Source organism: Tsukamurella pulmonis, assembly GCF_900103175.1.
Lineage (GTDB): Bacteria > Actinomycetota > Actinomycetes > Mycobacteriales > Mycobacteriaceae > Tsukamurella > Tsukamurella pulmonis.
In genome coordinates this window covers 4302659-4323113 of sequence record NZ_FNLF01000002.1, presented here as the reverse complement: position 1 = coordinate 4323113, position 20455 = coordinate 4302659, and the positions used below count along the sequence as shown (strand labels likewise).

The following is a 20455-nucleotide window of genomic DNA, read 5'->3' as shown; positions in this document are numbered from 1 at the left end:
GGGGATGCGCGGGACGCATCGCCTGCGTCGGGAAAGTGCCTCTGAACTGCGAAAACGGAGGGTATGCGCGGAACGCATACCCTCCGTGAACGACCACGACCTCGCAGCGGAGGCGGCGATGAACTACTGCGACGCGGCCCGCGGCAGTTCGGCCACGGGATTCCGCTGCAGGAACGAGGTGATCAGCGCGGCGAACTCGCGCGTGCACTCGATCTGCGGCATGTGGCCGACCCCGGGGATCAGGTGGGTCTCGGCGTGCGGGATCAGCGTCCGCGCAGTGTCGAGGTGCCGGGGTGGCAGCACCTTGTCGCGGTCTCCCCACAGCACCAGCGTGGGCCGCGGCGTCGCGGCGATGGTGCGGTGCAAGTCGTCGCGCCACTCCTGGCGCACGCCGCCCAGCACCGAGCCCAGCGAATCCGCGGTCTTCCAGGCGGTCAGCCCGGCGTCGGTCTCGCGGGCGATCGCCATCGCGTGGTCGATCCGCGCGCGGGTGGCGTAGGACTTGTTCGCGAAGATCAGCCGCTCCTGGATGATCGCGGACGGCCGGCTCGCCGTGGTGGCGATCAGCTTGCCCAGGACGGGGATTCCGAGCAGGCGCAGCAGTGGAGTCACTTCCTTGCCGAAGCCGGCGGGATCGACGAGGGTCATCGTCGCGACGAGCTCGGGGCGCTGCGCGAGCAGCATCATCGTGACCGCGCCGCCCAGCGAGTTGCCGGCCACGTGCACCGGTTCGGTGATCTCCAACGCGTCCAGCAGCTCCGCCACGCCGCGGGCCAGGGCGGGCAACCCTGCGCCGTCGGGGTGTGGCGCCGACCAGCCGTAGCCGGACAGGTCGGGCGCGATCAGCCGGTACTCGCCCTCGAGCGCCTCGAAGGTCGCGTCCCAGTCCTCGAGGCTGCGCGTGATGCCGTGCAGCAGAAGCAGGGTGGGCAGCGTGTCGTCGCCCGACTCGCGCACGCGCACCCAGCGACCGCGCACGGGGATGCTGCGGATCATCGGTTGGCCTCGACCCACTCGAAGGTCGCCTCGGCCAGGGGGCCGGGGTTCTGCGCCACCACCCAGTGCCCGCCGGGCACCGAGACGTGCCGCGACTTCGGCGACTTCTCGAGCCCCGCCAGCTGCAGCGGCGGCGTCACGAACAGGTCACCCTCGGGCGTGATCACCTGCACGGGCACCGACGTGGTGGCGTCCGCCGGCTTCAGGAACGGCGCGGGCATGTTGGCGCGGTACAGGTTCAGGCCGTTGGTGAAGTCGCGGTCGCTGCGCGTGTAGCCCTCGGCGACCTTGCCGCCGGTGCCGCGCTTCTCCAGCGTCTCGATCAGCTTCTGGCCCCAGCCGCGCTTGTACAGCGAATCCGCCAGTCCCGGAACGAGGAAGAACGGGATGTACGTCGAACCCGCCGCCTGGCGCAGCCGCGCCGGCAGGTCCTTCGCGCTCCGCACCCCCTGCAGGTACTCGCCCGCGTGGTTGAGGTTCGGCCCGGACACCGAGGTGTACGAGGCGGTCTTGTCCGCCACCGCGGGATCGACGACGGCGTGCCAGCCCTGGATCGAGCCCCAGTCGTGGCCGATCAGGTGCACCTTCGAGCGATCGCCGCTGACCTCGCGCACCGCGTCGATCACCCGCGAGACGTCGGAGATGAGGCGGTCGAAGCGGTAGCCGGCCTTGCCCGCCGGTGCCTCCGACTCGCCCGCGCCGCGCACGTCGTAGGTGTAGACGTTCGCGCGACCGTCGAGCGCTGCGGCCACGCCGTCCCACACGTGGTGGTTGTCCGGGTAACCGTGGATGGCGAGCACGGTGGGCCGCGCCGCGTCGTGGTTGCCGTAGCGGAAGCCCGCCAGGGTGAGGCCGTCCGACGTGGTGACGTCGAACCGGTGCTGATCAGTCATGGTGTGGGCCTTAGAGATCGATGGTCAGGTGGTCGCCCGCGGCGCGCGAGACGCAGGTCAGCATCTGGCCCTGCTCCCGCTCGAAGGGCGTCAGGGTCTTATCGCGGTGGTCGACGGTGCCCTCGGTCACCGTCATCCGGCAGGTGCCGCAGAAGCCCTGCTTGCACGAGTACGGCGCGTCCGGGCGGGCCTTGAGGATCGCGGCCAGCAGCGTCTCGTCGGCGGCCACGTCCAGGGTCTGTCCGGACTGGGCCAGGGTGGCGGTGAACGGCTTACCGTCGACCACCGGCGGCGCGGAGAAGCGCTCGTAGTGCAGCTCCACATCGGTGCGGCCGATCAGGCCCACGCGCAGCGATTCGAGCATCGGGATCGGGCCGCACGCGTACAGCGCCGTCGGCCCGGGGGTCTCGCCGATGAGGACGTCGGCGGTCGGGATGCCGTGCTCGTCGTCGGTGCGGACCTCGACCTTGTCGCCGAAGCGCGCCACCTCGGCGATGAACGGGATCGTGTCGGTGGAGCGGCCGGTGTAGAGCATCGACCAGCTCAGGCCCAGGCGCTCGGCGGCGATCATCATCGGCAGGATCGGCGTGATGCCGATGCCGCCGGCGACGAAGCGCAGGTGCTCGGCCGCGGAGCCGTACCCGGGCACGGCCATGGGCATGCCGTTGCGGGGTCCCTTGACCGTCACCGTCGAACCGACCTGCAGGGTCTCGTGCACCTCGACGGAACCGCCTCCGCCGCCGGGGATCCGGCGCACCGCGATGCGGTAGGTCTCCGAGTCGGCGGGATCGCCGCACAGCGAGTACTCGCGCATGCGGCCGGAGGGCAGCAGTAGGTCCAGGTGCGCGCCGGGGGTCCAGCGGGGGAGCGGGGTGTCGTCGGCGGAGACGAAAGTCAGTGCGACGACGTCCTTGTCGTGCGCGACGATCTCCCGCGAGACCACCCGCAGGTCGCGGCTGGTGCTGGGCTCGGCCAGGTTGCGCGGCTTCATCAGGTGCGCGAAGGCCGGGATGGTCACGCCGAAGAAGGCGTTGGCGAAGCGCAGCAGCGGATCCCGCTTCCAGCGACCGTACAGGTGCGGAGGGATCTCGGTGACGGGCTCGCCCCAGGGCCGGAAGACCGACGGTGCCTTGCGGTCCCCGGTCATCCGTTCGCCGCCCGAGCCGCCGGCGACTTCGCGAGGTACGCCACGGCCTGCGCGGTCGATCCGATCGAGGCGGGATCGAAGCTGGGCTTGAAGTAGATCAGCGTGAACTTCACGACGTCACGCAGCTTGGGCAGGATGTTCTTGCGCGAGCCCTTGAGGTACTCCCACCACAGTCGCGGGTAGGAGTAGCTGAAGTTCGGGTCCTTGCGCAGCATGTACCCCGACGTGCGGTGCAGCGCCAGGATCAGGAAGACGATGCCGACGATCATCGCGCGACAGCGGTGGAAGTAGCTGGGGTCGAAGTAGTTCGCCACGTCGTGCGCGACGGAGCGGTGCTCGACCTCCTCGGCACCGTGCCAGCGGCAGATGTCCGCCATCGTGGGATCGACGTCGAAGTCGTCCCAGGCGTTGTTGAGTGCGAAGACCCCGAGGATCGCGGTGTAGTGCTCGACCGCGGCGATGAGCCAGAGGCGTTGCACCATGTCGTTGTACTGCGCGCGATCGGAGTGGTAGGTCCGCGGCGCGAGGATCTTGCGGAAGATGTACTCGAACTGCCGGGCGACGGGTGCGGTGTCGATGCCGCACCGCTCCAGGTACTCCGAGAGGGCCCGGTCGTGCGACTCGGCGTGCATGGCCTCCTGGCCGATGAAGCCGCGCATCGTGCGGGCCAGGTTCTCGTCCTTCACGAAGGGGAGTGCCTCGGTGTAGACCTCGCAGAACCAGCGCTCGCCCTCGGGCAGCACCGAGTGCAGGATGCTGCTGATGATGTCGCTGGCCACGGGCTCGCCGGGGATCCATTCGAGCGGGACGTTCTCCCAGTCGAACTCCACGTTGCGCGCGTGGATCTCGACCTCGGCGGGCTCGTGCTGCTGAGCCGATGTACGCGAACTCATGGTCCGACTCCTTCCACGGGGTGTCTTGACATTCAACACCCTGATGTCCAGTGTGCGCCACCGCGGGTGAGAGCGCTCGGGTCGAAACCTATCACTTTCGGCAGGTCGTGCCGAAGTCCTTGCGGCCCGGATGTGACGGCCGTAACGTACAACCTGATGGTTGTAGATGAACTGGCGCCCGACGAGGCCGATCGCCTCTTCCACGCCCTCGCGGATCGCACCCGGCGCGACATCGTCGTCCGGGTGATCGAGCGGGAGTGTTCCGTGTCGGAGCTCGCCCGCGGGTACGAGATGAGCTTCGCGGCGGTGCAGAAGCACGTGGCGGTGCTGGAGCGGGCGAGCCTGGTCGTCAAGACCCGGCGCGGCCGCGAGGTCATGGTCGGCCCGGACGTCGAGACCATCGCGCGCGGCAGCGCCCTGCTGCGCGCCTACGAGGAACTGTGGCGGGGGCGCGTCGCGCGCATGGACGCGCTGCTCGACCCGCCCGTCGACTGAGGAGGACCGTCATGCCCGTGCTCACGACCGGCGCCGATCGCGAGGCGCTCACCTTCACCCTCGAGGCCGAGTTCGCCGCCCCGCCGGAGCGGATCTGGCAACTCTGGGAGGACCCGCGGCTGCTGGAGAAGTGGTGGGGCCCGCCCACGTGGCCCGCGACCTTCGTTCGCCACGAGCTGCGCCCCGGCGGCGAGTCCCGCTACTACATGACCGGCCCGGACGGCACCAGGGCCGGCGGCTGGTTCGCGACGGTCTCCACCGACGCACCGTCGACCTTCACCTTCCGCGACGGCTTCGCGGGCGACGACGGCGAGCCGGTCGACCCGGAGGACTACTCCACGACCACCGTCGTCATCACGGCCGACGGCGCGCGCACCCACATGACCGTCACCGCCGCCCACCGCTCGCTCGAACAGCTCGAGCGCGTGCTGGAAATGGGTATGGCCGAGGGCATGACCGAGGCGATGAACCAGATCGACGCCCTGCTCTGACGCCTGCGCCGGATGGTGTTCGCTCAGCGGGCGCCGTCCGGCACAGAGCGGCCCCGGTCGGTGCCCCGGAGCCGAGCGAATGTGCTCCCCTGAATTTCGGTTGGTGACCGATGCGCTGTACCGCAGAATGACGGGGTGTATCTGACCGTCTCCACCACGCACGTACCGGCCACCGATCTGGGCTTCCTCCTGCACAAGCACCCCGACCGGGTGTAGGAGTTCGCCCAGCCCTTCGGCACGACCACCGTGTCCTACCCGGAGGCGAGCGAGACCCGCTGCACCGCGGCGCTCCTGCTGGAAGTGGATCCGATCGCGCTCGCGCGCCGCCGCCGGTCCAGCCCCGACTTCGCGCTCGCGCAGTACGTCAACGACCGTCCGTACGCGGCCACGTCGCTGCTCGCGGTGGCGCTCGCGGACGTCTTCCGCAGCGCGCGGGGCGGCCGCGGCGGGAGCCGCCAGGACGTCGCCGACCGCGCGATCCCGCTCGAGATCGAGATCCCGGTGCTGCCGTGCCGCGGCGGCCCGGACGTGGCCGCGCGGCTCTTCGGCCCGCTCGGCTGGACCGTCGAGGTGGAGAGCGCCCCGCTCGATGCGGAGATCACCGAGTGGGGCGATTCGCGGTACCTCCGGCTCCGCCTCACCGGCGACGTGCGGCTCGCCGACGCTCTCAACCACCTCTACGTCCTGCTTCCCGTACTCGACGAGTCGAAGCACTACTGGCAGGGGCCCGACGAGGTCCGTGCCCGCACAGTCGCAGTGGTACGCGCCGGCCCGGCCGGCGGTGGCGGCACCGTCGGACGACCGGGCCGACTCCGTGCTGCGGTACGACGACGTGGCCGGCACCCGCTGGCTGTCGACCCGCACGGCGGGCCGCGTGAAGGTCGAGGGCGAGAACGCGGCCGCGGCGCTCGAGGTGATGAGCCGGTTCGCCGTGGACCCGCGGTGGCTGGTGTACCTGCCGCCCACCATGTCACCGGCGTCGGTGGCGCGGGAGGACGGTTTCCTCGAGCACCCGGAGCGGGCGTTCGAGGACTTCGCGGGCTGGGGCGTGGAGCGGGTGATCTGCGAGGAGAAGCACATGGGATCGCGGGCCGTCGCGGTGCTCGCGCGCGATTCCGCCGCGGCGGCAAGGCGATTCGGCATCGCCGACGGGAGCACCGGCGCGGTGTACACGCGCACCGGCCGGGCGTTCTTCGACGACGTCGAGCCGCTGGTGGACCGCCTCCGGCGGGCCGTGGCCCCGCTGTTCGACCGGTTGGAGACCGACTGGCTCGCGCTGGACTGCGAGCTGCTGCCCTGGTCCGCGAAGGCCGGCGAGCTGATCCGGTCGCAGTACGCGTCCGTGGGCGCGGCGGCACGCGAGGCCTTCCCGGCCGCGCTCGCGGGGCTCGACGCCGCCGCGGCCCGCGGCCTCGAGGTGGCGGACCTCCGGGAGCGAACGGCCCGACGGGCGGTGAACGCGAACGCCTTCCGCGACGCCTACGCGCGGTACTACCGGCTGTCGGATGGGCTCGACGGGGTGACCGTCGCGCCCTTCCAGGTGCTGGCGGCGGAGGGGCGAGTGCTCGCCGAGGAGTCGCACGAGTGGCACCTGGCGGTGGTCGGCGAGCTCACCGACCCGTTCCTGACGCCGACGCGGCACCGCGTCGTCGACCTGGCCTCGGCGGCGGACCGGGCGGCGGCGACGCGGTGGTGGACCGAGCTCACGGACGCCGGCGGCGAGGGCATGGTGGTCAAGCCGCTGGGCGCCGCCGGCGCGGGCCGGAAGGTGCAGCCGGGCCTCAAGGTCCGCGGACGCGAGTACCTGCGCATCATTTACGGCCCGGACTACCTCGACTCGCTCGACGTGCTGCGCGACCGGAACCTCGGCCGCAAGCGCAAGATGGCGCTCGCCGAGCACGCTCTCGGCCGGGATGCGCTGGCGGCGTTCGTCGCGGGCGAGCCGCTGTGGCGGGTGCACCAGTCGGTGTTCGCGGTGCTCGCCTCGGAGTCGGAGCCGGTGGACCCGCGCCTGTAGGCGTGCGGCCCCGTCGCCGCGGCGGGGCCGGTAAACCGCTTGACCCGATGCGCAGGACGCGGGATAAGCTGTCGCTCATGATCTCTTGACGCGTGTCGGCGCGCTGTGCGGCGCCGACGGATGCCTCCCATCCTTGCCTCCCGTGTCAGGAGTCTCTTCCTTGCGTACCTCTACGCCCGTCACCACCCCCGTCTCCGCTGATCGGTGGCCCGCGCTGGGCGCGCTCGCCCTCGGCTACGTCATGATCCTGGTCGACGCGACGGCGCTGTCCGTCGTCACCGTCCGTCTCATGGAGGGTCTGCACACCGACGTTCGGTCGGTGCTGTGGGTCTCGTCCGCGTACCTCCTCGCCTTCGCCGTCCCGATGCTGCTGTGCGGCCGCCTCGGCGACCGCTTCGGGCACCGCCGGATGTACCTGCTCGGCCTCACCGTCTTCGTGCTCGCCTCCCTGGCCTGCGGTCTCGCGCCGACTCTCGGCGTGTTGGTGGCACTGCGCGTCGTCCAGGGGTTCGGCGCTGCGCTCATGACGCCGCAGGTCATGGCGATCATCACTCTCGTCTTCCCGATGGAGACCCGCGGCGCCGCCCTCGGCGTGTGGGGCGCGATCACCGGCATCGCGACGCTCGCCGGCCCGCTCCTCGGCGGCGTGCTCACCGAGTTCGCGAGCTGGCGGTGGGTGTTCTGGCTCAACGTCCCCGTCGGCCTCGCCGGCATCGTGATGACTCTGCGCTACGTGCCCCGATCGGTCACGACGTCGCGCCGCCTCGACCTGCCGGGATCCGTGCTGTCGGCGGCTGCGGTCCTCGGGCTGATCCTGGGCCTGCAGGAGTCGGGGCGACCCGGCGCGGCGCCGTGGCTGGCGCTGGCGGCGGGAGGAACGGGCACCGTCGTCTTCCTGGTGTGGCAGCGTCGGCGCGGCGACGGCGCACTGGTGCCGCTGCGGCTCTTCCGCATCCGCAGCTTCGCCGCGTCGTCGGGCGTCAACCTGCTCGCGGGCGCATGGGTCACCGCTTATGTCTTCCCGGCGACGCTGTACGCGCAGGCCCGGCACGGCGTCTCCCCGGGCGGCGCCGCGCTGCTGCTGGCGCCGACGGCCCTCGTGTCCGCTCTGCTCGCGCCACGAGTCGGACGTTCGCTGCGCAGGCGCGACCCGCGCGGCGTGCTGTCGACGGGGCTCGCCGTCTGCGGCCTCGGGCTCGGGCTGTTCGTCGTGGTCGTGGCTGCGGAGATGCCGCCCGGGTGGCTGGTCCTGCCGGCCTCCGTGGTCGGCGTGGGCAGCGCGATGATGTGGGGCCCGCTGTCCTTGCTCGCCACGTCCGAGCTGCCGCGCGACCTGGTCGGAGCCGGCGCGGGGGCCTTCAACACGGCGCGGCAGCTGGGCTCGGCGTTCGGTGCGGCCGCGGTCGCTGCGGTGCTCGCGCACGGCGCGCTGTCCGGGGCCCTGGCGCTCGCGGCGGGCATCTGCCTGGCCGCCCTGGCCGCCGCGGCGGCGCTGCGCTCGTGAAACCGGCCGAATTCTTCGTCACGAAGCCGAATCGTCCCTCGTGAACGAGAATTCGGCCGGTTTCACGAGGAACCGAGCGCCTGCGCCGCCAACCGGCCGGAGATCAATGCGGGCGGGACGCCGACACCGGGATGCGTCATCGACCCGGCCAGCACCGCGTTCTCGAGCCCCGGAACGCGCTGCGGGCGCCGCAGCGGGCCGGTCTGGGTGAGCGTGTGCGCCGCGGCGAACGGGGTGCCCGCGGACATCCCCTGTCGTGCCCAGTCCGCCGGCGTGTCCAGCCGTAGCACCTCGGCGGAGTCGATCCCGCGGTAGCCGCGGCCGGCCAGCGTCCGCAGTACGTCGCGCAGGTAGTCCCCGCCGATCGCGTCCCACTCCAGGGGCGCGGACTCCAGGTTGGGGCAGGGCGCGAGCACGCTCACCGGGCCGGGCTCGCCCGTGGTGATCGACGGTCGCGTGATCAGGAACGACGGGTCGCTCATGAGCCGCCCGCGGCCCCGCGTCGCGGTGATCTCGGCGAAGGTCCGCTCCCACGCGACACCGAAGTCCAGCGTGTGGTGCGCCTGCGTCGGCCAGTGCTCCTGCAGGTCCGGATCCACGTCGAGGTGCGCGACCACCGCCGACGGTGACAGCCGCACCCGCCGCGGCGCCCGTCCGCCCAGCGGAGCGATCAGTCGGTCGGTGATCGGGGCGTCCGCGGTCAGGACGACGCCGTCGAGCGCGAGCTGCCGCACGCCGTCCGCCGAGCGGGCCCGCAGGCCCGTCACGTGTCCGCGACGGCCGTCGAGGCCGAGGACCTCGTGCCCGAGCAGGACGGTGCCGCCGCCCCGCTCGACCTGTCGCGCCATCACCTCTGCGACCCGGCCCATGCCGGCGCGCGGGTACCAGACGCCCAGGCCGACGTCCATGTGCGAGATCACCGCGTACACCGCCCGCGCGGCCGACGGGGCGACGCCCGCGTAGAGCGCCTGGAAGGTGAGCATGCGGCGGGCGCGGACGTCGTCGACGCGGCGATCCACCTGGTGCTGCATCGAGCGCAGTGCGCCGAGCCGCACCAGCCGGCCCAACGCCGCGAGGTCGCGCGGGTTCGCGTACGAGCGCCACGCGGCATCGCCGCCGATGAACCGCTCGTAGGCCGCGTCGAACATCGCCTCCTGCCAGCGCATGTGCTCGTCCACGGCGAGGTCGTCCGGCACGTGCAGCACGCTCGGCGGCATTCCGTCGCGATCGGACCCACTCGTTCCGCTCCCGGCGTCGAGCGCAGGGAAGCGGCCCGCGTAGGCGGGCGTCACCGGGAGCAGGTCCAGCTCGTCGTCGGCGGCCGCCCGCTCGAGGCCGCCGGCCGCGAGCGCGTCGAAGACCAGCTCCGGCATGGTCAGCACGCTGGCGCCCGGATCGACGAGGTGCCCGCCCACGACGACGGTCCCGGCACGCCCGCCGACCTGCACCGACCGCTCCACGACCGTGACCCGATGGCCCGCGCCGAGTAGATGCAGCGCCGCCGACAGCCCGGACAGACCCGCCCCGATGATTCCGATGTGCACGGGATGAGTCTAGGAACTCCGTGGAACAACATATTGCAATGTATGCATATGTGACATACGCTCAGGCCATGAGCGCAGAACACGACCACGAATCCGGCCACTCGGCGCGGTGGGAGATCGGCTTCGCCATCGCCTCGGGCGTCACCTACACCGCGGGCATGATCGCCGAGTACGCCTTGAAGCTGCCCGACGTCGGCACCGCCCTCTTCCTCGCCACCTACTTCTTCGGCGGCTTCTTCACCATCCGCTCCGCGATCAAATCCACGCTGAACGGCAAGTTCGAGGTCGACTTCCTCATGCTGGTCGCGGCGATCGGCGCCGCCTCCATCGGACGGTTCGCCGAAGGCGCGGTGCTGCTGTTCCTGTTCAGCCTCGGCCACGCGCTGGAGGAGTTCGCGCTGGCCCGCGCGTCCAAGTCGATCGAAGCCCTCGCCGGCCTCGCGCCCCGCACCGCGCTGGTGCACGTCGGCGGACCGTCGACCACCGCGGGCGAGTACGTCGACCGGCAGGTGGAGGACGTCGCCGTCGGCGACCTCGTACTGATCCGCCCCAACGCGCGCGTCAGCTCCGACGGGGTGGTCGTCGACGGGCGCTCCGCGATCGACCAGAGCGCGGTCACCGGCGAGTCGATGCCGGTGGAGAAGGAGCCGCTCGACCCCGCCCGCACCGGCCGCGTCGCCGACGAGAACAAGGTCTTCGCGGGCACGGTCAACGGTTCCGGCGCGCTCGTCGTGGAGGTCACCGCGCTCGCCAAGGACTCGACGCTGAGCAAGGTCGTCGAGCTCGTCGCGTCCACCGACCAGGCGAAGTCGCCCACGCAGCGCTTCCTCGACAAGTTCCAGCGGATCTACGTCCCGGCGGTGATCGCCTTCGTCATCGGCGTCTTCGCTGTCGGCTTCTTCGCGCTCGGCAACCCCTTCGACGACGCCTTCTACCTCGCGATGGCGGTCCTCGTCGCCGCGAGCCCCTGCGCGCTCGCGCTCGCCACCCCGTCGGCCGTGCTGGCCGGCGTCGCGCGCGCCGCCCGCGCCGGCGTGCTGGTCAAGGGCGGCGCGCCGCTCGAGACGCTCGGCCGCGTCACGTCGATCGCCTTCGACAAGACCGGCACCCTGACCTGGGGCGAGCCGCGGGTCACCGACACCGTCGCCGCGCCCGGCGTCGAGCTCGACGAGCTGCTCGCGACCACGCTCGCCGTCGAGAAGCTCTCCGACCACCCCCTCGCGGCCGCCGTCGCCGAGGCCGTCGCCGCCCGCACGTCGACGGTGCTCGTCGCCTCCGACCTGCAGTCCGTCACCGGTCGCGGCATCCGCGCCCTGGTCGACGGGGACGGCGTCGAGATCGGCAACGAGCGCCTCTTCACCGACGCGGGCATCGCGCTCGAGGGCGCGGTCGCCGCGGACGTCGAGCGGCTGCAGGCCGCCGGCCGCACGCTGATGATCGTGCGCCGCGGCGGCCGGTTCCTCGGCGTGATCGGCGTGATGGACACGCCCCGCCGGGAGGCCGGCCAGGTACTCGACCGGCTGCGTGAAACCGGCATGTCCGACATCGTGATGATCTCCGGCGACCACCAGCAGGTGGCGGAGGCGGTGGGCCGCGAGGTCGGCGTCGACCGCGCGCTCGGCGGCCTGCTCCCGGAGGACAAGGTGACCCAGGTGCGCGGGCTCTCCGGCTCCGATGCCCGACGGTGCGCCATGGTCGGCGACGGCGTCAACGACGCGCCCGCGATGGCGCAGGCCGACGTCGGGATCGCCATGGGCGCCGCCGGTTCCGCCGTCGCGCTGGAGACCGCCGACGTCGCGCTGATGAGCGACGACCTGGGGCGCCTGCCCTTCGCAGTGCGGCTGAGCCGGCAGACCAGCCGGATCATCCGGCAGAACCTCATCGCCGCGCTCGGCATCGTCGTCTTCCTGGTGATCGTCACCTTCCTCGGGATGCCGATGGGGCCTGTGGTCTTCATCCACGAGGGCTCGACTCTGATCGTCGTGGCGAACGCCCTGCGGCTGCTGCGGTTCGAGGTGGGGAAGGAGCACGACGGGGTGGAGCACGAGGCGCGCCCGGCACGAGAGGCCGCCGTCGCTTGATCGACGCCAGACGTTCGGTCATTCGTCTTCACGATCGTGGGGACGGATGACCGAACTTCTCGTCCATGCCCCACCGTGTGGCGGGCGATCTGAAACCGGCTGTCGCGGTCGGCTTTCGCTGACGGCGAACGGCCGGAACAACCGGGCTAGGCGTCGACGTTGAGCGGGACAGACTGAACTTCGGAGGTCCCATGTCTGAGCAGATCTCACTGCCCGTTCTCTTCGTCCCCGATCTCGTGGTGCTCCCCGGCATGGTCGTGCCGATCACCCTCGACGACGCCGCGCAGGCCGCGGTCGACGCCGGCCGCAGCAGCGAGCGCGGCAAGCTCCTCATCGCCCCGCGCCTGGACGACCGCTACCCGACGCACGGCGTCGTGGCGTCGATCGTGCAGGTCGGGCGCGTGCCCGGCCAGTCCGAGTACGTCGCGGTGCTCCGCGGCGAGCAGCGCGCCCACATCGGTTCCGGCACCACCGGACCGGGTGCGGCGCTGTGGGTCGAGGTCGACCTGGTCGACGAGACTCCGGTCACCGAGCGCACCCGCGAGCTGGCCGCCGAGTACAAGAAGGTCGTGCTCGCGATGCTGCAGCGCCGCGAGGCGTGGCAGGTCATCGACGCCGTCAACAAGCTCACCGATCCCGCCGCGCTGGCGGACACGTCGGGCTACTCGTCGTGGCTGACGAACGAGCAGAAGCGCGAGCTGCTCGAGACCGCCGACGTCGACGCACGGCTGCAGCTGCTCGTCGACTGGACCGGTGCGCACCTCGCGGAGACCGAGGTGAGCGACAAGATCGCCTCCGACGTCCGCGACGGAATGGAGAAGCAGCAGAAGGAGTTCCTGCTCCGCCAACAGCTGGCCGCCATCCGCAAGGAGCTGGGCGAGGGGGAGCCCGAGGGCTCCGACGACTACCGTGCGCGCGTCGAGGCCGCCGACCTTCCGTCGACGGTCCGCGAGGCCGCGCTGCGCGAGGTGGGCAAGCTCGAGCGCGGCACCGACCAGAGCCCCGAGGCGGGCTGGATCCGCACCTGGCTCGACACCGTGCTCGACCTGCCGTGGAACGTCACGACCGAGGACTCGGACGATCTGCCCGGTGCGCGGGCGATCCTCGACGCAGACCATCACGGTCTCGAGGATGTGAAGGACCGCATCGTCGAGTACCTGGCCGTGCGGTCGCGCCGGTCGCAGCGCGGGATGTCGCTGGTCGGCGGACGCGGCTCGGGCGCCGTGATGGTGCTCGCCGGCCCTCCCGGCGTGGGCAAGACCTCGCTGGGCGAGTCCGTCGCCCGCGCGCTGGGGCGCAAGTTCGTGCGCGTGGCCCTCGGCGGCGTGCGTGACGAGGCGGAGATCCGCGGGCACCGGCGCACCTACGTCGGCGCGCTGCCGGGGCGGATCGTGCGCGCGATCGGCGAGGCCGGGTCGATGAATCCTGTTGTGCTGCTCGACGAGATCGACAAGGTGGGCTCCGACTACCGCGGCGATCCCGCGGCGGCGCTGCTCGAGGTGCTCGATCCCGCGCAGAACCACACCTTCCGCGATCACTACCTCGACCTCGATCTGGACCTGTCCGACGTGGTCTTCCTCGCGACGGCCAATGTGGTGGAGAACATCCCGTCGGCGCTGCTCGACCGCATGGAGCTGGTCACCCTCGACGGGTACACCGAGGACGACAAGGTCGCCATCGCCCGGGACTACCTGGTCCCGAGGCAGCGCGAGCGGGCGGCGCTGACCGCCGACGAGGTGACCGTCACCGACGAGGCGCTGCGCGAGATCGCCGCGAACTACACCCGCGAGCCGGGCGTGCGGCAGTTCGAGCGGCTGCTCGCCAAGGCGCTGCGCAAGGTCGCGGTGGAGCAGTCCTCCGGCGAGGCGGCCACCGTCGTGGGCGTCGACGACTTGCAGGGCTACCTGGGCCGGCCCCGGTTCACCCCGGAGACGGCCGAGCGGACCGAGGTGCCCGGTGTCGCAACGGGTCTGGCCGTGACGGGCATGGGCGGCGACGTCCTGTTCATCGAGGCGCTGCACACGCCCGGCGAGGGCGGGCCCGAGCTCAAGCTCACCGGCCAGCTCGGCGACGTGATGAAGGAGTCGGCGCAGATCGCCCTGTCGTACGTGCAGGCGCACGCCGCGGACTTCGGTATCGACGCCGATGCCCTCAACGGGACGGTGCACATCCACTTCCCGGCCGGCGCCGTCCCCAAGGACGGGCCGTCGGCGGGCGTCACGATGGTCACCGCGCTGGTGTCGATGCTGACGGGGCGGCGCGTGCGCAGTGACGTCGGCATGACCGGCGAGGTCACGCTGAACGGCCGGGTGCTGCCCATCGGCGGCGTCAAGCAGAAGCTGCTGGCCGCACAGCGCAACGGTCTGGCCACGGTGTTCATCCCGCAGCGCAACGAGCCCGACCTGGACGACGTCCCGGCCGAGGTGCTGGACGCGCTCGAGGTGAAGCCGATGGTCGACGTGGCGGAGATCGTCGCGCAGGCGCTCGAGCCGGTGACGGAGAGCGCTCAGGTCGCGGCCTAGCGGGTTCGACGGTGCGGGCGGGTCGCTTCGGCGGCCCGCCCGCTCGGCGTTTCACGTAAGAGAGACGGCGTCGGGCGGGGAGAGCCGGCGTGCGGGACGAGCTTTCTGCCCGGCGTGCCCGCGCGTGCTCGGCCGCGGTCAGCTCGACGCGGCTGCGAGCGCAGTGAGGAGGAATCCAGTCCACTCGCTGTCGGCGCCCTGCGGATCCGTGGAACTACCCAGTCGAACCCGGGGATTCCCCCGCGGTGCGGCGGGGCACCGTCGCGGGGGACGTACCGGATGTCACCGGCACCGTCAGGCGACGTGACCAGGGAGAACGAGCCTTGAGTGACACGCGCTCAACTTTTTCCCGAATCCGGGAACATTCCCGTCCGGTCGCCCGTTGGACATGACGTACTACTTGAGCGCAGCACACTCAATGAGGTAGAACGGAGTCGTTCGCCCCTTGAGTCGGGGGCGCTGAAGTCTGATCTGTAGCAGAACTATCAGGAGGCAAATCAATATGGGACGTGCAGTAGGCATCGACCTCGGCACCACCAACTCGTGCGTCGCTGTCCTCGAGGGCGGCGACCCGGTCGTGATCGCGAACGCCGAGGGCTCGCGGACCACCCCCTCGGTGGTGGCCTTCGCGCGCAACGGTGAGGTCCTGGTGGGTCAGCCCGCCAAGAATCAGGCCGTCACGAACGTCGACCGCACCATCCGCTCGGTCAAGCGCCACATCGGCACCGACTGGACGCAGAAGATCGACGACAAGGACTACACCAGCCAGGAGATCAGCGCCCGCACGCTGATGAAGCTCAAGCGCGACGCCGAGGCCTACCTGGGCGAGGACGTCACCGACGCCGTCGTCACGGTCCCCGCGTACTTCAACGACGCGCAGCGCCAGGCCACCAAGGAGGCCGGCCAGATCGCGGGCCTGAACGTGCTCCGCATCGTCAACGAGCCCACCGCCGCCGCGCTCGCGTACGGCCTGGACAAGGGCGAGAAGGAGCAGACCATCCTGGTCTTCGACCTCGGTGGCGGTACCTTCGACGTCTCGCTGCTGGAGATCGGCGACGGTGTCGTCGAGGTCCGCGCGACCTCGGGCGACAACGAGCTCGGCGGTGACGACTGGGATCAGCGCGTCGTCGACTGGCTCGTCGAGAAGTTCAAGGCGCAGCACGGCATCGACCTCACCAAGGACAAGATGGCCATGCAGCGTCTGCGCGAGGCCGCGGAGAAGGCGAAGATCGAGCTGAGCTCGGGCCAGAGCACCTCGATCAACCTGCCCTACATCACGGTCGACGCGGACAAGAACCCGCTCTTCCTGGATGAGAACCTCTCGCGCAGCGAGTTCCAGAAGATCACGGGCGACCTGCTCGAGCGCACCCGCAAGCCCTTCCAGGCGGTCATCAAGGACGCCGGCATCTCCGTGAGCGACATCGACCACGTCGTGCTCGTCGGTGGTTCCACCCGTATGCCCGCCGTGACCGAGCTGGTCAAGGAGCTCACCGGCGGCCAGGAGCCCAACAAGGGCGTCAACCCGGACGAGGTCGTCGCCGTCGGCGCCGCCCTGCAGGCCGGCGTGCTGCGCGGCGAGGTCAAGGACGTGCTGCTGCTCGACGTCACCCCGCTGTCCCTCGGCATCGAGACCAAGGGCGGCGTGATGACCAAGCTCATCGAGCGCAACACCACCATCCCCACCAAGCGGTCCGAGACCTTCACCACGGCCGACGACAACCAGCCGTCCGTGCAGATCCAGGTCTTCCAGGGCGAGCGTGAGATCGCCGCGCACAACAAGCTGCTCGGCAGCTTCGAGCTGACCGGCATCGCGCCGGCGCCGCGCGGCGTGCCGCAGATCGAGGTCACCTTCGACATCGACGCCAACGGCATCGTGCACGTGACCGCGAAGGACAAGGGCACGGGCAAGGAGAACACCATCAAGATCTCCGACGGCAGCGGTCTGTCGCAGGAGGAGATCGATCGGATGATCAAGGACGCCGAGGCGCACGCCTCGGAGGACAAGGCTCGCCGCGAGGAGGCGGAGACCCGCAACCAGGCCGAGTCGCTGGTCAACCAGACCGAGAAGTTCCTCAAGGAGAACGAGGACAAGGTCCCGGCCGAGAACAAGGAGAAGGTGGAGGCCGCCATCAAGGAGGCGAACGAGGCCCTGCAGGGCACCGACATCGCCGCCGTGAAGGCCGCCGTCGAGAAGCTCTCCACCGAGTCGCAGGAGCTGGGCCAGGCGCTGTACGCGCAGGCCGGTGCCGCTGAGGCCGGCGCTCCGGGGGCCGACGGTGCCGAGGCCGGCGCCCAGCAGGACGACGGCGTCGTGGACGCCGAGGTCGTCGACGAGGACACGAAGGACGCCAAGTAATGACGAGCCCCGAGAATCCGGTGGAGCCGGATGAGGTGAGCCCGGAGTCGGAGGTCGCGGCGGAGGATTCCGCCGCGGCCCCGGCCGGGCCGGACGACACGGCCGAAGCCGAGGTCGTCGAGGACGGGGCGTCGAGCAAGGAGGCGGAACTGACCGCCGATCTGCAGCGCGTCTCGGCCGAGTTCGCCAACTACCGCAAGCGCACGGCGCGCGACGTCGTGGACGCCCGCGCCGCGGGCAAGGCGTTCGTGGTGGGCGAGCTGCTGGTGGTCCTGGACGATCTGGACCGGGCGCGCAGCCACGGCGATCTCGAGGCCGGGCCGCTGAAGTCCGTGTCCGACAAGCTCGACGGCGTGCTCAAGGCCCTGGGCCTGGAGTCCTTCGGCGTGGAGGGCGACGAGTTCGACCCCGCCATCCACGAGGCCGTGCAGCATGAGGGCGACGGTGCCGATCCCGTTCTGGGAACGGTTCTGCGCCAGGGATATCAGATCGATGGCAAGGTGATCCGTAACGCGATGGTCGCCGTCAAGGATCGCCCGGCGGATGCACAGGGTGAATCCGCGCAGGACGAGACATAGAAAGGAGGTGATGCCCAGTGGCACAGAGGGAATGGGTTGAACAGGACTTCTACAAGGAGCTGGGCGTCAGCTCCAGTGCGAGTGCCGACGAGATCAAGAAGGCCTACCGCAAGCTGGCCCGTGAGCTGCATCCGGACGCCAATCCGGGCAACACGCAGGCCGAGGAGCGGTTCAAGCGGGTCTCCGAGGCGCACGCCGTGCTCTCCGATCCGGCCAAGCGCAAGGAGTACGACGAGACGCGGCGCCTGTTCGGCGGCGGTCGCTTCGGCTCCGGCGCCCCGGGTGGCGGCGGCTTCGGCGGTGGTGGCGGCTTCGGCAACACCGGCGGCGGTTCGGGCGGGTTCTCGTTCTCGGACATCTTCGACGGTGCGGCCGCCGGCAACGGTGGTGGTGGCGGCTTCGGGGACATCTTCGAGGGTCTGTTCAACCGTGGCGGCGCGGGACAGGGCCCCGGCCCGCAGCCCACGCGGCCGCGCCGCGGCAGCGACCTGGAGTCCGAGCTGACGCTCGGCTTCCGCGACGCCACGCTGGGCGTGACCACGCCGATCACGCTGACCTCGCCGTCCCCGTGCACCACCTGCCACGGGTCCGGCGCCAAGCCGGGCACCAGCCCGCGGGTGTGCCAGTCGTGCAACGGTTCCGGGCTCGTGAGCCGGAACCAGGGCGCGTTCAGCTTCTCCGAGCCGTGCCCGGACTGCCGCGGCAGCGGCTCGGTGATCGACGATCCCTGCACCGACTGCAACGGCACCGGCGTCACCGTGCGCACCCGCACGGTGAACGTGAAGATCCCGCCCGGCGTCAAGGACGGCCAGCGCATCCGCCTGGCCGGCCAGGGGCAGGCGGGGATGCGCGGGGCGCCCTCGGGCGACCTGTTCGTCACCGTGCACGTCAGCGCCGACGAGGTCTTCACCCGCAACGGCGACGACCTGCTCGTCACCCTGCCCGTCAGCTTCTCGGAGCTGGCGCTGGGCGCCACCGTCACCGTCCCCACGCTGGGACAGCCGGTGGGCGTGAAGATCCCGGCCGGCACCACCGACGGGCGCACCCTGCGGGTGCGCGGCCGCGGAGTGCCGAAGCGGGCGGGCGGTCACGGCGACCTGCTCGTCAAGGTGCAGGTCGCGGTGCCGGGCACGCTCGACGAGCGGGCCCAGGAGGCGCTGCGCGCCTACGCCGAGGCCGAGCGCGCCGCGGGCTTCGATCCGCGGAGCGGCTGGGCCGGAAGCGGTGCGGTGCAGCGATGAACGGCGACCAGCAGTTCCCCGACGATCCGGACGCCCACGTGTTCATGATCTCGGTGGCTGCGCAGCTCGCGGGGATGCATGCGCAGACCCTCCGCACGTACGACCGGCTCGGGCTCGTGACGCCCGAGCGGTCGGCGGGCGGGGGTCGGCGCTACTCCTCGCGCGACGTCGACCTGCTGCGCGAGGTGCAGCGCCTCTCGCAGGACGAGGGCGTCAACCTCGCCGGCATCAAGCGGATCATCGACCTGACGAACCAGGTCGACGCCCTGCAGCGCCGGGTCGAGGAACTCTCGGCGCAGGTCGAGAACGTCCGCCGCGGTGGCGAACTCGTGCATGTGCCGAAGTCCTCCGCCATGGTCGTCTGGCAGCCCCGTACGCGCCGCCGCCCCTGATCGGCGCGGCGCGCCCGCGAGGGTTCAGAGCGGGTCGTGCACCACGTCCTGCGGATCGGCGCCCCGCGCCACCGCGGCCTCGCGGGCGGCGCGCAGCAGGCCCTTCGGCCCCGCGATCAGCACCCGGTGTCCGGTGAGATCCAGGTCGGACATCGCATCGACCAGCGATCCGTGCCGCAGCGGCAGGGCGCGGTGGCCGGTGGCGGGCCGCTTGAGCCACCACGGATCCTGCCGCGCATCCGTCACCTGCGTCACCCGCAGCCACGGGTTCGTGGCCGCGAGCGGCGCCAGCGAATCCGAGTCGTAGAGCAACCCCGGCGATCGCGCCCCCACCAGGAGGTGCACGTCGGGGTTGTTCGCGTTCATGGCCATGGCCAGCAGGATCGACTTCATCGGGGCCAGGCCGGTGCCGCCGGCGATCATCGTGAGGGGACGGTCACCGTCGGGCCGCAGGAGCCCGTGGACCTGCCCGAACTTCCACACGTCGCCCGCGCGGGTCTCGCCGAAGACGGTGCTCGAGAGGTAGCCGCCCGGCACCGCGCGGATGTGGAACTCCAACTGCCCCTGCGTGTTCGGCGGCATCGCCAGCGACAGCGGGCGCCACATCCGCGGCATCTGCGGGATCTGGGTCTCGACGTACTGGCCGGGCCGGAACAGCAGGGGCTCATCGGCGACGAGCCGCACCACCGACAGGCCCGGGTGCGGCCGCAGCACGTCGACGACGGTGGCCGTGCGGAGGGCCGGCGTGGGATCGGAGTGGGCGCCGCCGCGCATGACCCCGGTGAGCAACTGCACGCCGTGTTCGAGCACCGCGGCGTCGTCCTCGTCGAGCCCGCCGTGGGGCTCGTACACCGCGTGCACCTCGGCCACGATCGCCGCCGACATCGTCGCGTAGTGCTCCTCGGTGACGCCGTACTTGCGGTGATCGCGTCCGAGCTGGGCCAGGAACTCGATCAGCTCGTCGTGCCCCTCGGTCTTGGGGATCGAGGTGAAGACGTGGTCGAGCACGCGCAGGAAGGTGGCGCGATGGCCCGCCATGTTCGCGGGGAAGAGATCGCGCAGGGACGGGTCCATCGCGAACAGTCGCGCGAAGAGCCCCTTGGTGAAGTCGTCGGCCACGGGCCTGAGATCGGCCGCGATCTGGGCAAGACCGTGCCGCGCGTGCGCACCCACTGCCGCTCTGCTCCCGCCTCGTCGAACCCTGCTTCGGACCGCTCCATGGTACGTCGCGTTGCGATGGCAGAGGGGACGCGGAACCCGCGGGTCGGTCGGCCGGGCCGGCGGGTGGTTCGAGTAGATTCCTCC

General features: G+C 71.2%; 16 protein-coding genes and 1 pseudogene. 11 read left to right on the top strand and 6 right to left on the bottom strand.

Annotation, left to right across the window (positions count from 1 at the left end; translation table 11 throughout):
- Window positions 1–123 precede the first annotated feature (123 nt).
- From BLQ62_RS21380 to BLQ62_RS21365, 4 genes are read right to left on the bottom strand one after another with little or no spacing between them, the layout of a single operon-like run.
- Window positions 124–996, bottom strand: coding sequence for an alpha/beta fold hydrolase (locus tag BLQ62_RS21380; protein ID WP_068564122.1), 873 nt, complete (start codon window positions 994–996; stop codon window positions 124–126).
- Window positions 993–1889: an alpha/beta fold hydrolase gene (locus BLQ62_RS21375; RefSeq protein WP_068531120.1), complete on the bottom strand. Its 897-nt coding sequence runs from the start codon at window positions 1887–1889 to the stop codon at window positions 993–995. The genes BLQ62_RS21380 and BLQ62_RS21375 overlap by 4 nt, the downstream gene beginning before the upstream one ends.
- 10 nt (window positions 1890–1899) lie before the next feature.
- Window positions 1900–3036, bottom strand: a complete 1137-nt coding sequence (locus tag BLQ62_RS21370) for a PDR/VanB family oxidoreductase (RefSeq protein WP_068531122.1) — start codon at window positions 3034–3036, stop codon at window positions 1900–1902.
- Window positions 3033–3929: a metal-dependent hydrolase gene (locus tag BLQ62_RS21365; protein ID WP_068531125.1), complete on the bottom strand. Its 897-nt coding sequence runs from the start codon at window positions 3927–3929 to the stop codon at window positions 3033–3035. Before BLQ62_RS21365 ends, BLQ62_RS21370 begins: the two co-directional genes overlap by 4 nt.
- A gap of 156 nt (window positions 3930–4085) precedes the next feature.
- On the opposite strand from BLQ62_RS21365, the gene BLQ62_RS21360 reads away from it, so the two are divergent.
- From BLQ62_RS21360 to BLQ62_RS21345, 5 genes and pseudogenes are all read left to right on the top strand, one after another.
- Window positions 4086–4424 carry an ArsR/SmtB family transcription factor gene (locus tag BLQ62_RS21360; protein WP_170842928.1) on the top strand — a complete coding sequence of 113 codons (339 nt, stop codon included), beginning with the start codon at window positions 4086–4088 and terminating at the stop codon, window positions 4422–4424.
- 11 nt (window positions 4425–4435) lie between these two features.
- Window positions 4436–4915, top strand: coding sequence for an SRPBCC family protein (locus tag BLQ62_RS21355; RefSeq protein ID WP_068531128.1), 480 nt, complete (start codon window positions 4436–4438; stop codon window positions 4913–4915).
- A 135-nt stretch (window positions 4916–5050) separates the two neighbouring features.
- Window positions 5051–5596: pseudogene (locus BLQ62_RS24260) on the top strand (3' terminal RNA ribose 2'-O-methyltransferase Hen1); the annotation flags it as partial.
- A gap of 58 nt (window positions 5597–5654) precedes the next feature.
- Entirely contained in the window at window positions 5655–6932 is a 1278-nt protein-coding gene (locus tag BLQ62_RS24255; protein WP_231857527.1) for a hypothetical protein, read from the top strand.
- A gap of 160 nt (window positions 6933–7092) precedes the next feature.
- Window positions 7093–8436, top strand: a complete 1344-nt coding sequence (locus BLQ62_RS21345) for a DHA2 family efflux MFS transporter permease subunit (protein WP_139184271.1) — start codon at window positions 7093–7095, stop codon at window positions 8434–8436.
- Between the two features lie 62 nt (window positions 8437–8498).
- Here the strand turns inward: BLQ62_RS21345 and crtI are convergent, their stop codons facing one another.
- Window positions 8499–9980 (bottom strand): phytoene desaturase family protein, encoded by a 1482-nt coding sequence (gene crtI / locus BLQ62_RS21340; protein WP_068564126.1) that lies wholly within the window; start codon window positions 9978–9980, stop codon window positions 8499–8501.
- Between the two features lie 68 nt (window positions 9981–10048).
- Between crtI and BLQ62_RS21335 the strand changes: the two genes are divergently transcribed.
- The 6 genes from BLQ62_RS21335 to BLQ62_RS21310 all read left to right on the top strand — a co-directional run bounded on the left by BLQ62_RS21335 (window position 10049) and on the right by BLQ62_RS21310 (window position 19150).
- Window positions 10049–12061 (top strand): heavy metal translocating P-type ATPase, encoded by a 2013-nt coding sequence (locus BLQ62_RS21335; RefSeq protein WP_068531134.1) that lies wholly within the window; start codon window positions 10049–10051, stop codon window positions 12059–12061.
- 191 nt (window positions 12062–12252) lie between these two features.
- Window positions 12253–14583 (top strand): endopeptidase La, encoded by a 2331-nt coding sequence (gene lon, locus BLQ62_RS21330; protein ID WP_068531137.1) that lies wholly within the window; start codon window positions 12253–12255, stop codon window positions 14581–14583.
- Between the two features lie 502 nt (window positions 14584–15085).
- Window positions 15086–16939, top strand: coding sequence for a molecular chaperone DnaK (dnaK, locus tag BLQ62_RS21325; RefSeq protein ID WP_068564128.1), 1854 nt, complete (start codon window positions 15086–15088; stop codon window positions 16937–16939).
- Window positions 16939–17517 carry a nucleotide exchange factor GrpE gene (grpE, locus tag BLQ62_RS21320; protein WP_068531142.1) on the top strand — a complete coding sequence of 193 codons (579 nt, stop codon included), beginning with the start codon at window positions 16939–16941 and terminating at the stop codon, window positions 17515–17517. Before dnaK ends, grpE begins: the two co-directional genes overlap by 1 nt.
- A gap of 17 nt (window positions 17518–17534) precedes the next feature.
- The gene (gene dnaJ, locus BLQ62_RS21315; protein ID WP_068531146.1) at window positions 17535–18758 is read left to right on the top strand and encodes a molecular chaperone DnaJ; all 1224 of its coding nucleotides are present in this window, start codon (window positions 17535–17537) and stop codon (window positions 18756–18758) included.
- Window positions 18755–19150 (top strand): heat shock protein transcriptional repressor HspR, encoded by a 396-nt coding sequence (locus BLQ62_RS21310; protein WP_068531149.1) that lies wholly within the window; start codon window positions 18755–18757, stop codon window positions 19148–19150. Before dnaJ ends, BLQ62_RS21310 begins: the two co-directional genes overlap by 4 nt.
- 24 nt (window positions 19151–19174) lie before the next feature.
- On the opposite strand, the gene BLQ62_RS23570 is transcribed toward BLQ62_RS21310, so the two are convergent.
- Complete coding sequence (locus BLQ62_RS23570; RefSeq protein WP_139184270.1) at window positions 19175–20269, bottom strand: FAD-binding oxidoreductase; 1095 nt, start codon at window positions 20267–20269, stop codon at window positions 19175–19177.
- Window positions 20270–20455 lie beyond the last annotated feature (186 nt).

What these genes read in the sequence shown, in the direction of transcription:
- BLQ62_RS21310 (WP_068531149.1), top strand. Translation starts at nt 18,755, where the DNA reads ATGAACGGCGACCAGCAGTTCCCCGACGATCCGGACGCCCACGTGTTC.
- BLQ62_RS21360 (WP_170842928.1), top strand. Translation starts at nt 4,086, where the DNA reads ATGGTTGTAGATGAACTGGCGCCCGACGAGGCCGATCGCCTCTTCCAC.
- BLQ62_RS21375 (WP_068531120.1), bottom strand. Translation starts at nt 1,889, where the DNA reads ATGACTGATCAGCACCGGTTCGACGTCACCACGTCGGACGGCCTCACC.
- lon (WP_068531137.1), top strand. Translation starts at nt 12,253, where the DNA reads ATGTCTGAGCAGATCTCACTGCCCGTTCTCTTCGTCCCCGATCTCGTG.
- dnaK (WP_068564128.1), top strand. Translation starts at nt 15,086, where the DNA reads ATGGGACGTGCAGTAGGCATCGACCTCGGCACCACCAACTCGTGCGTC.
- BLQ62_RS21365 (WP_068531125.1), bottom strand. Translation starts at nt 3,929, where the DNA reads ATGAGTTCGCGTACATCGGCTCAGCAGCACGAGCCCGCCGAGGTCGAG.
- BLQ62_RS21335 (WP_068531134.1), top strand. Translation starts at nt 10,049, where the DNA reads ATGAGCGCAGAACACGACCACGAATCCGGCCACTCGGCGCGGTGGGAG.
- BLQ62_RS21355 (WP_068531128.1), top strand. Translation starts at nt 4,436, where the DNA reads ATGCCCGTGCTCACGACCGGCGCCGATCGCGAGGCGCTCACCTTCACC.
- BLQ62_RS21370 (WP_068531122.1), bottom strand. Translation starts at nt 3,036, where the DNA reads ATGACCGGGGACCGCAAGGCACCGTCGGTCTTCCGGCCCTGGGGCGAG.
- BLQ62_RS21380 (WP_068564122.1), bottom strand. Translation starts at nt 996, where the DNA reads ATGATCCGCAGCATCCCCGTGCGCGGTCGCTGGGTGCGCGTGCGCGAG.
- grpE (WP_068531142.1), top strand. Translation starts at nt 16,939, where the DNA reads ATGACGAGCCCCGAGAATCCGGTGGAGCCGGATGAGGTGAGCCCGGAG.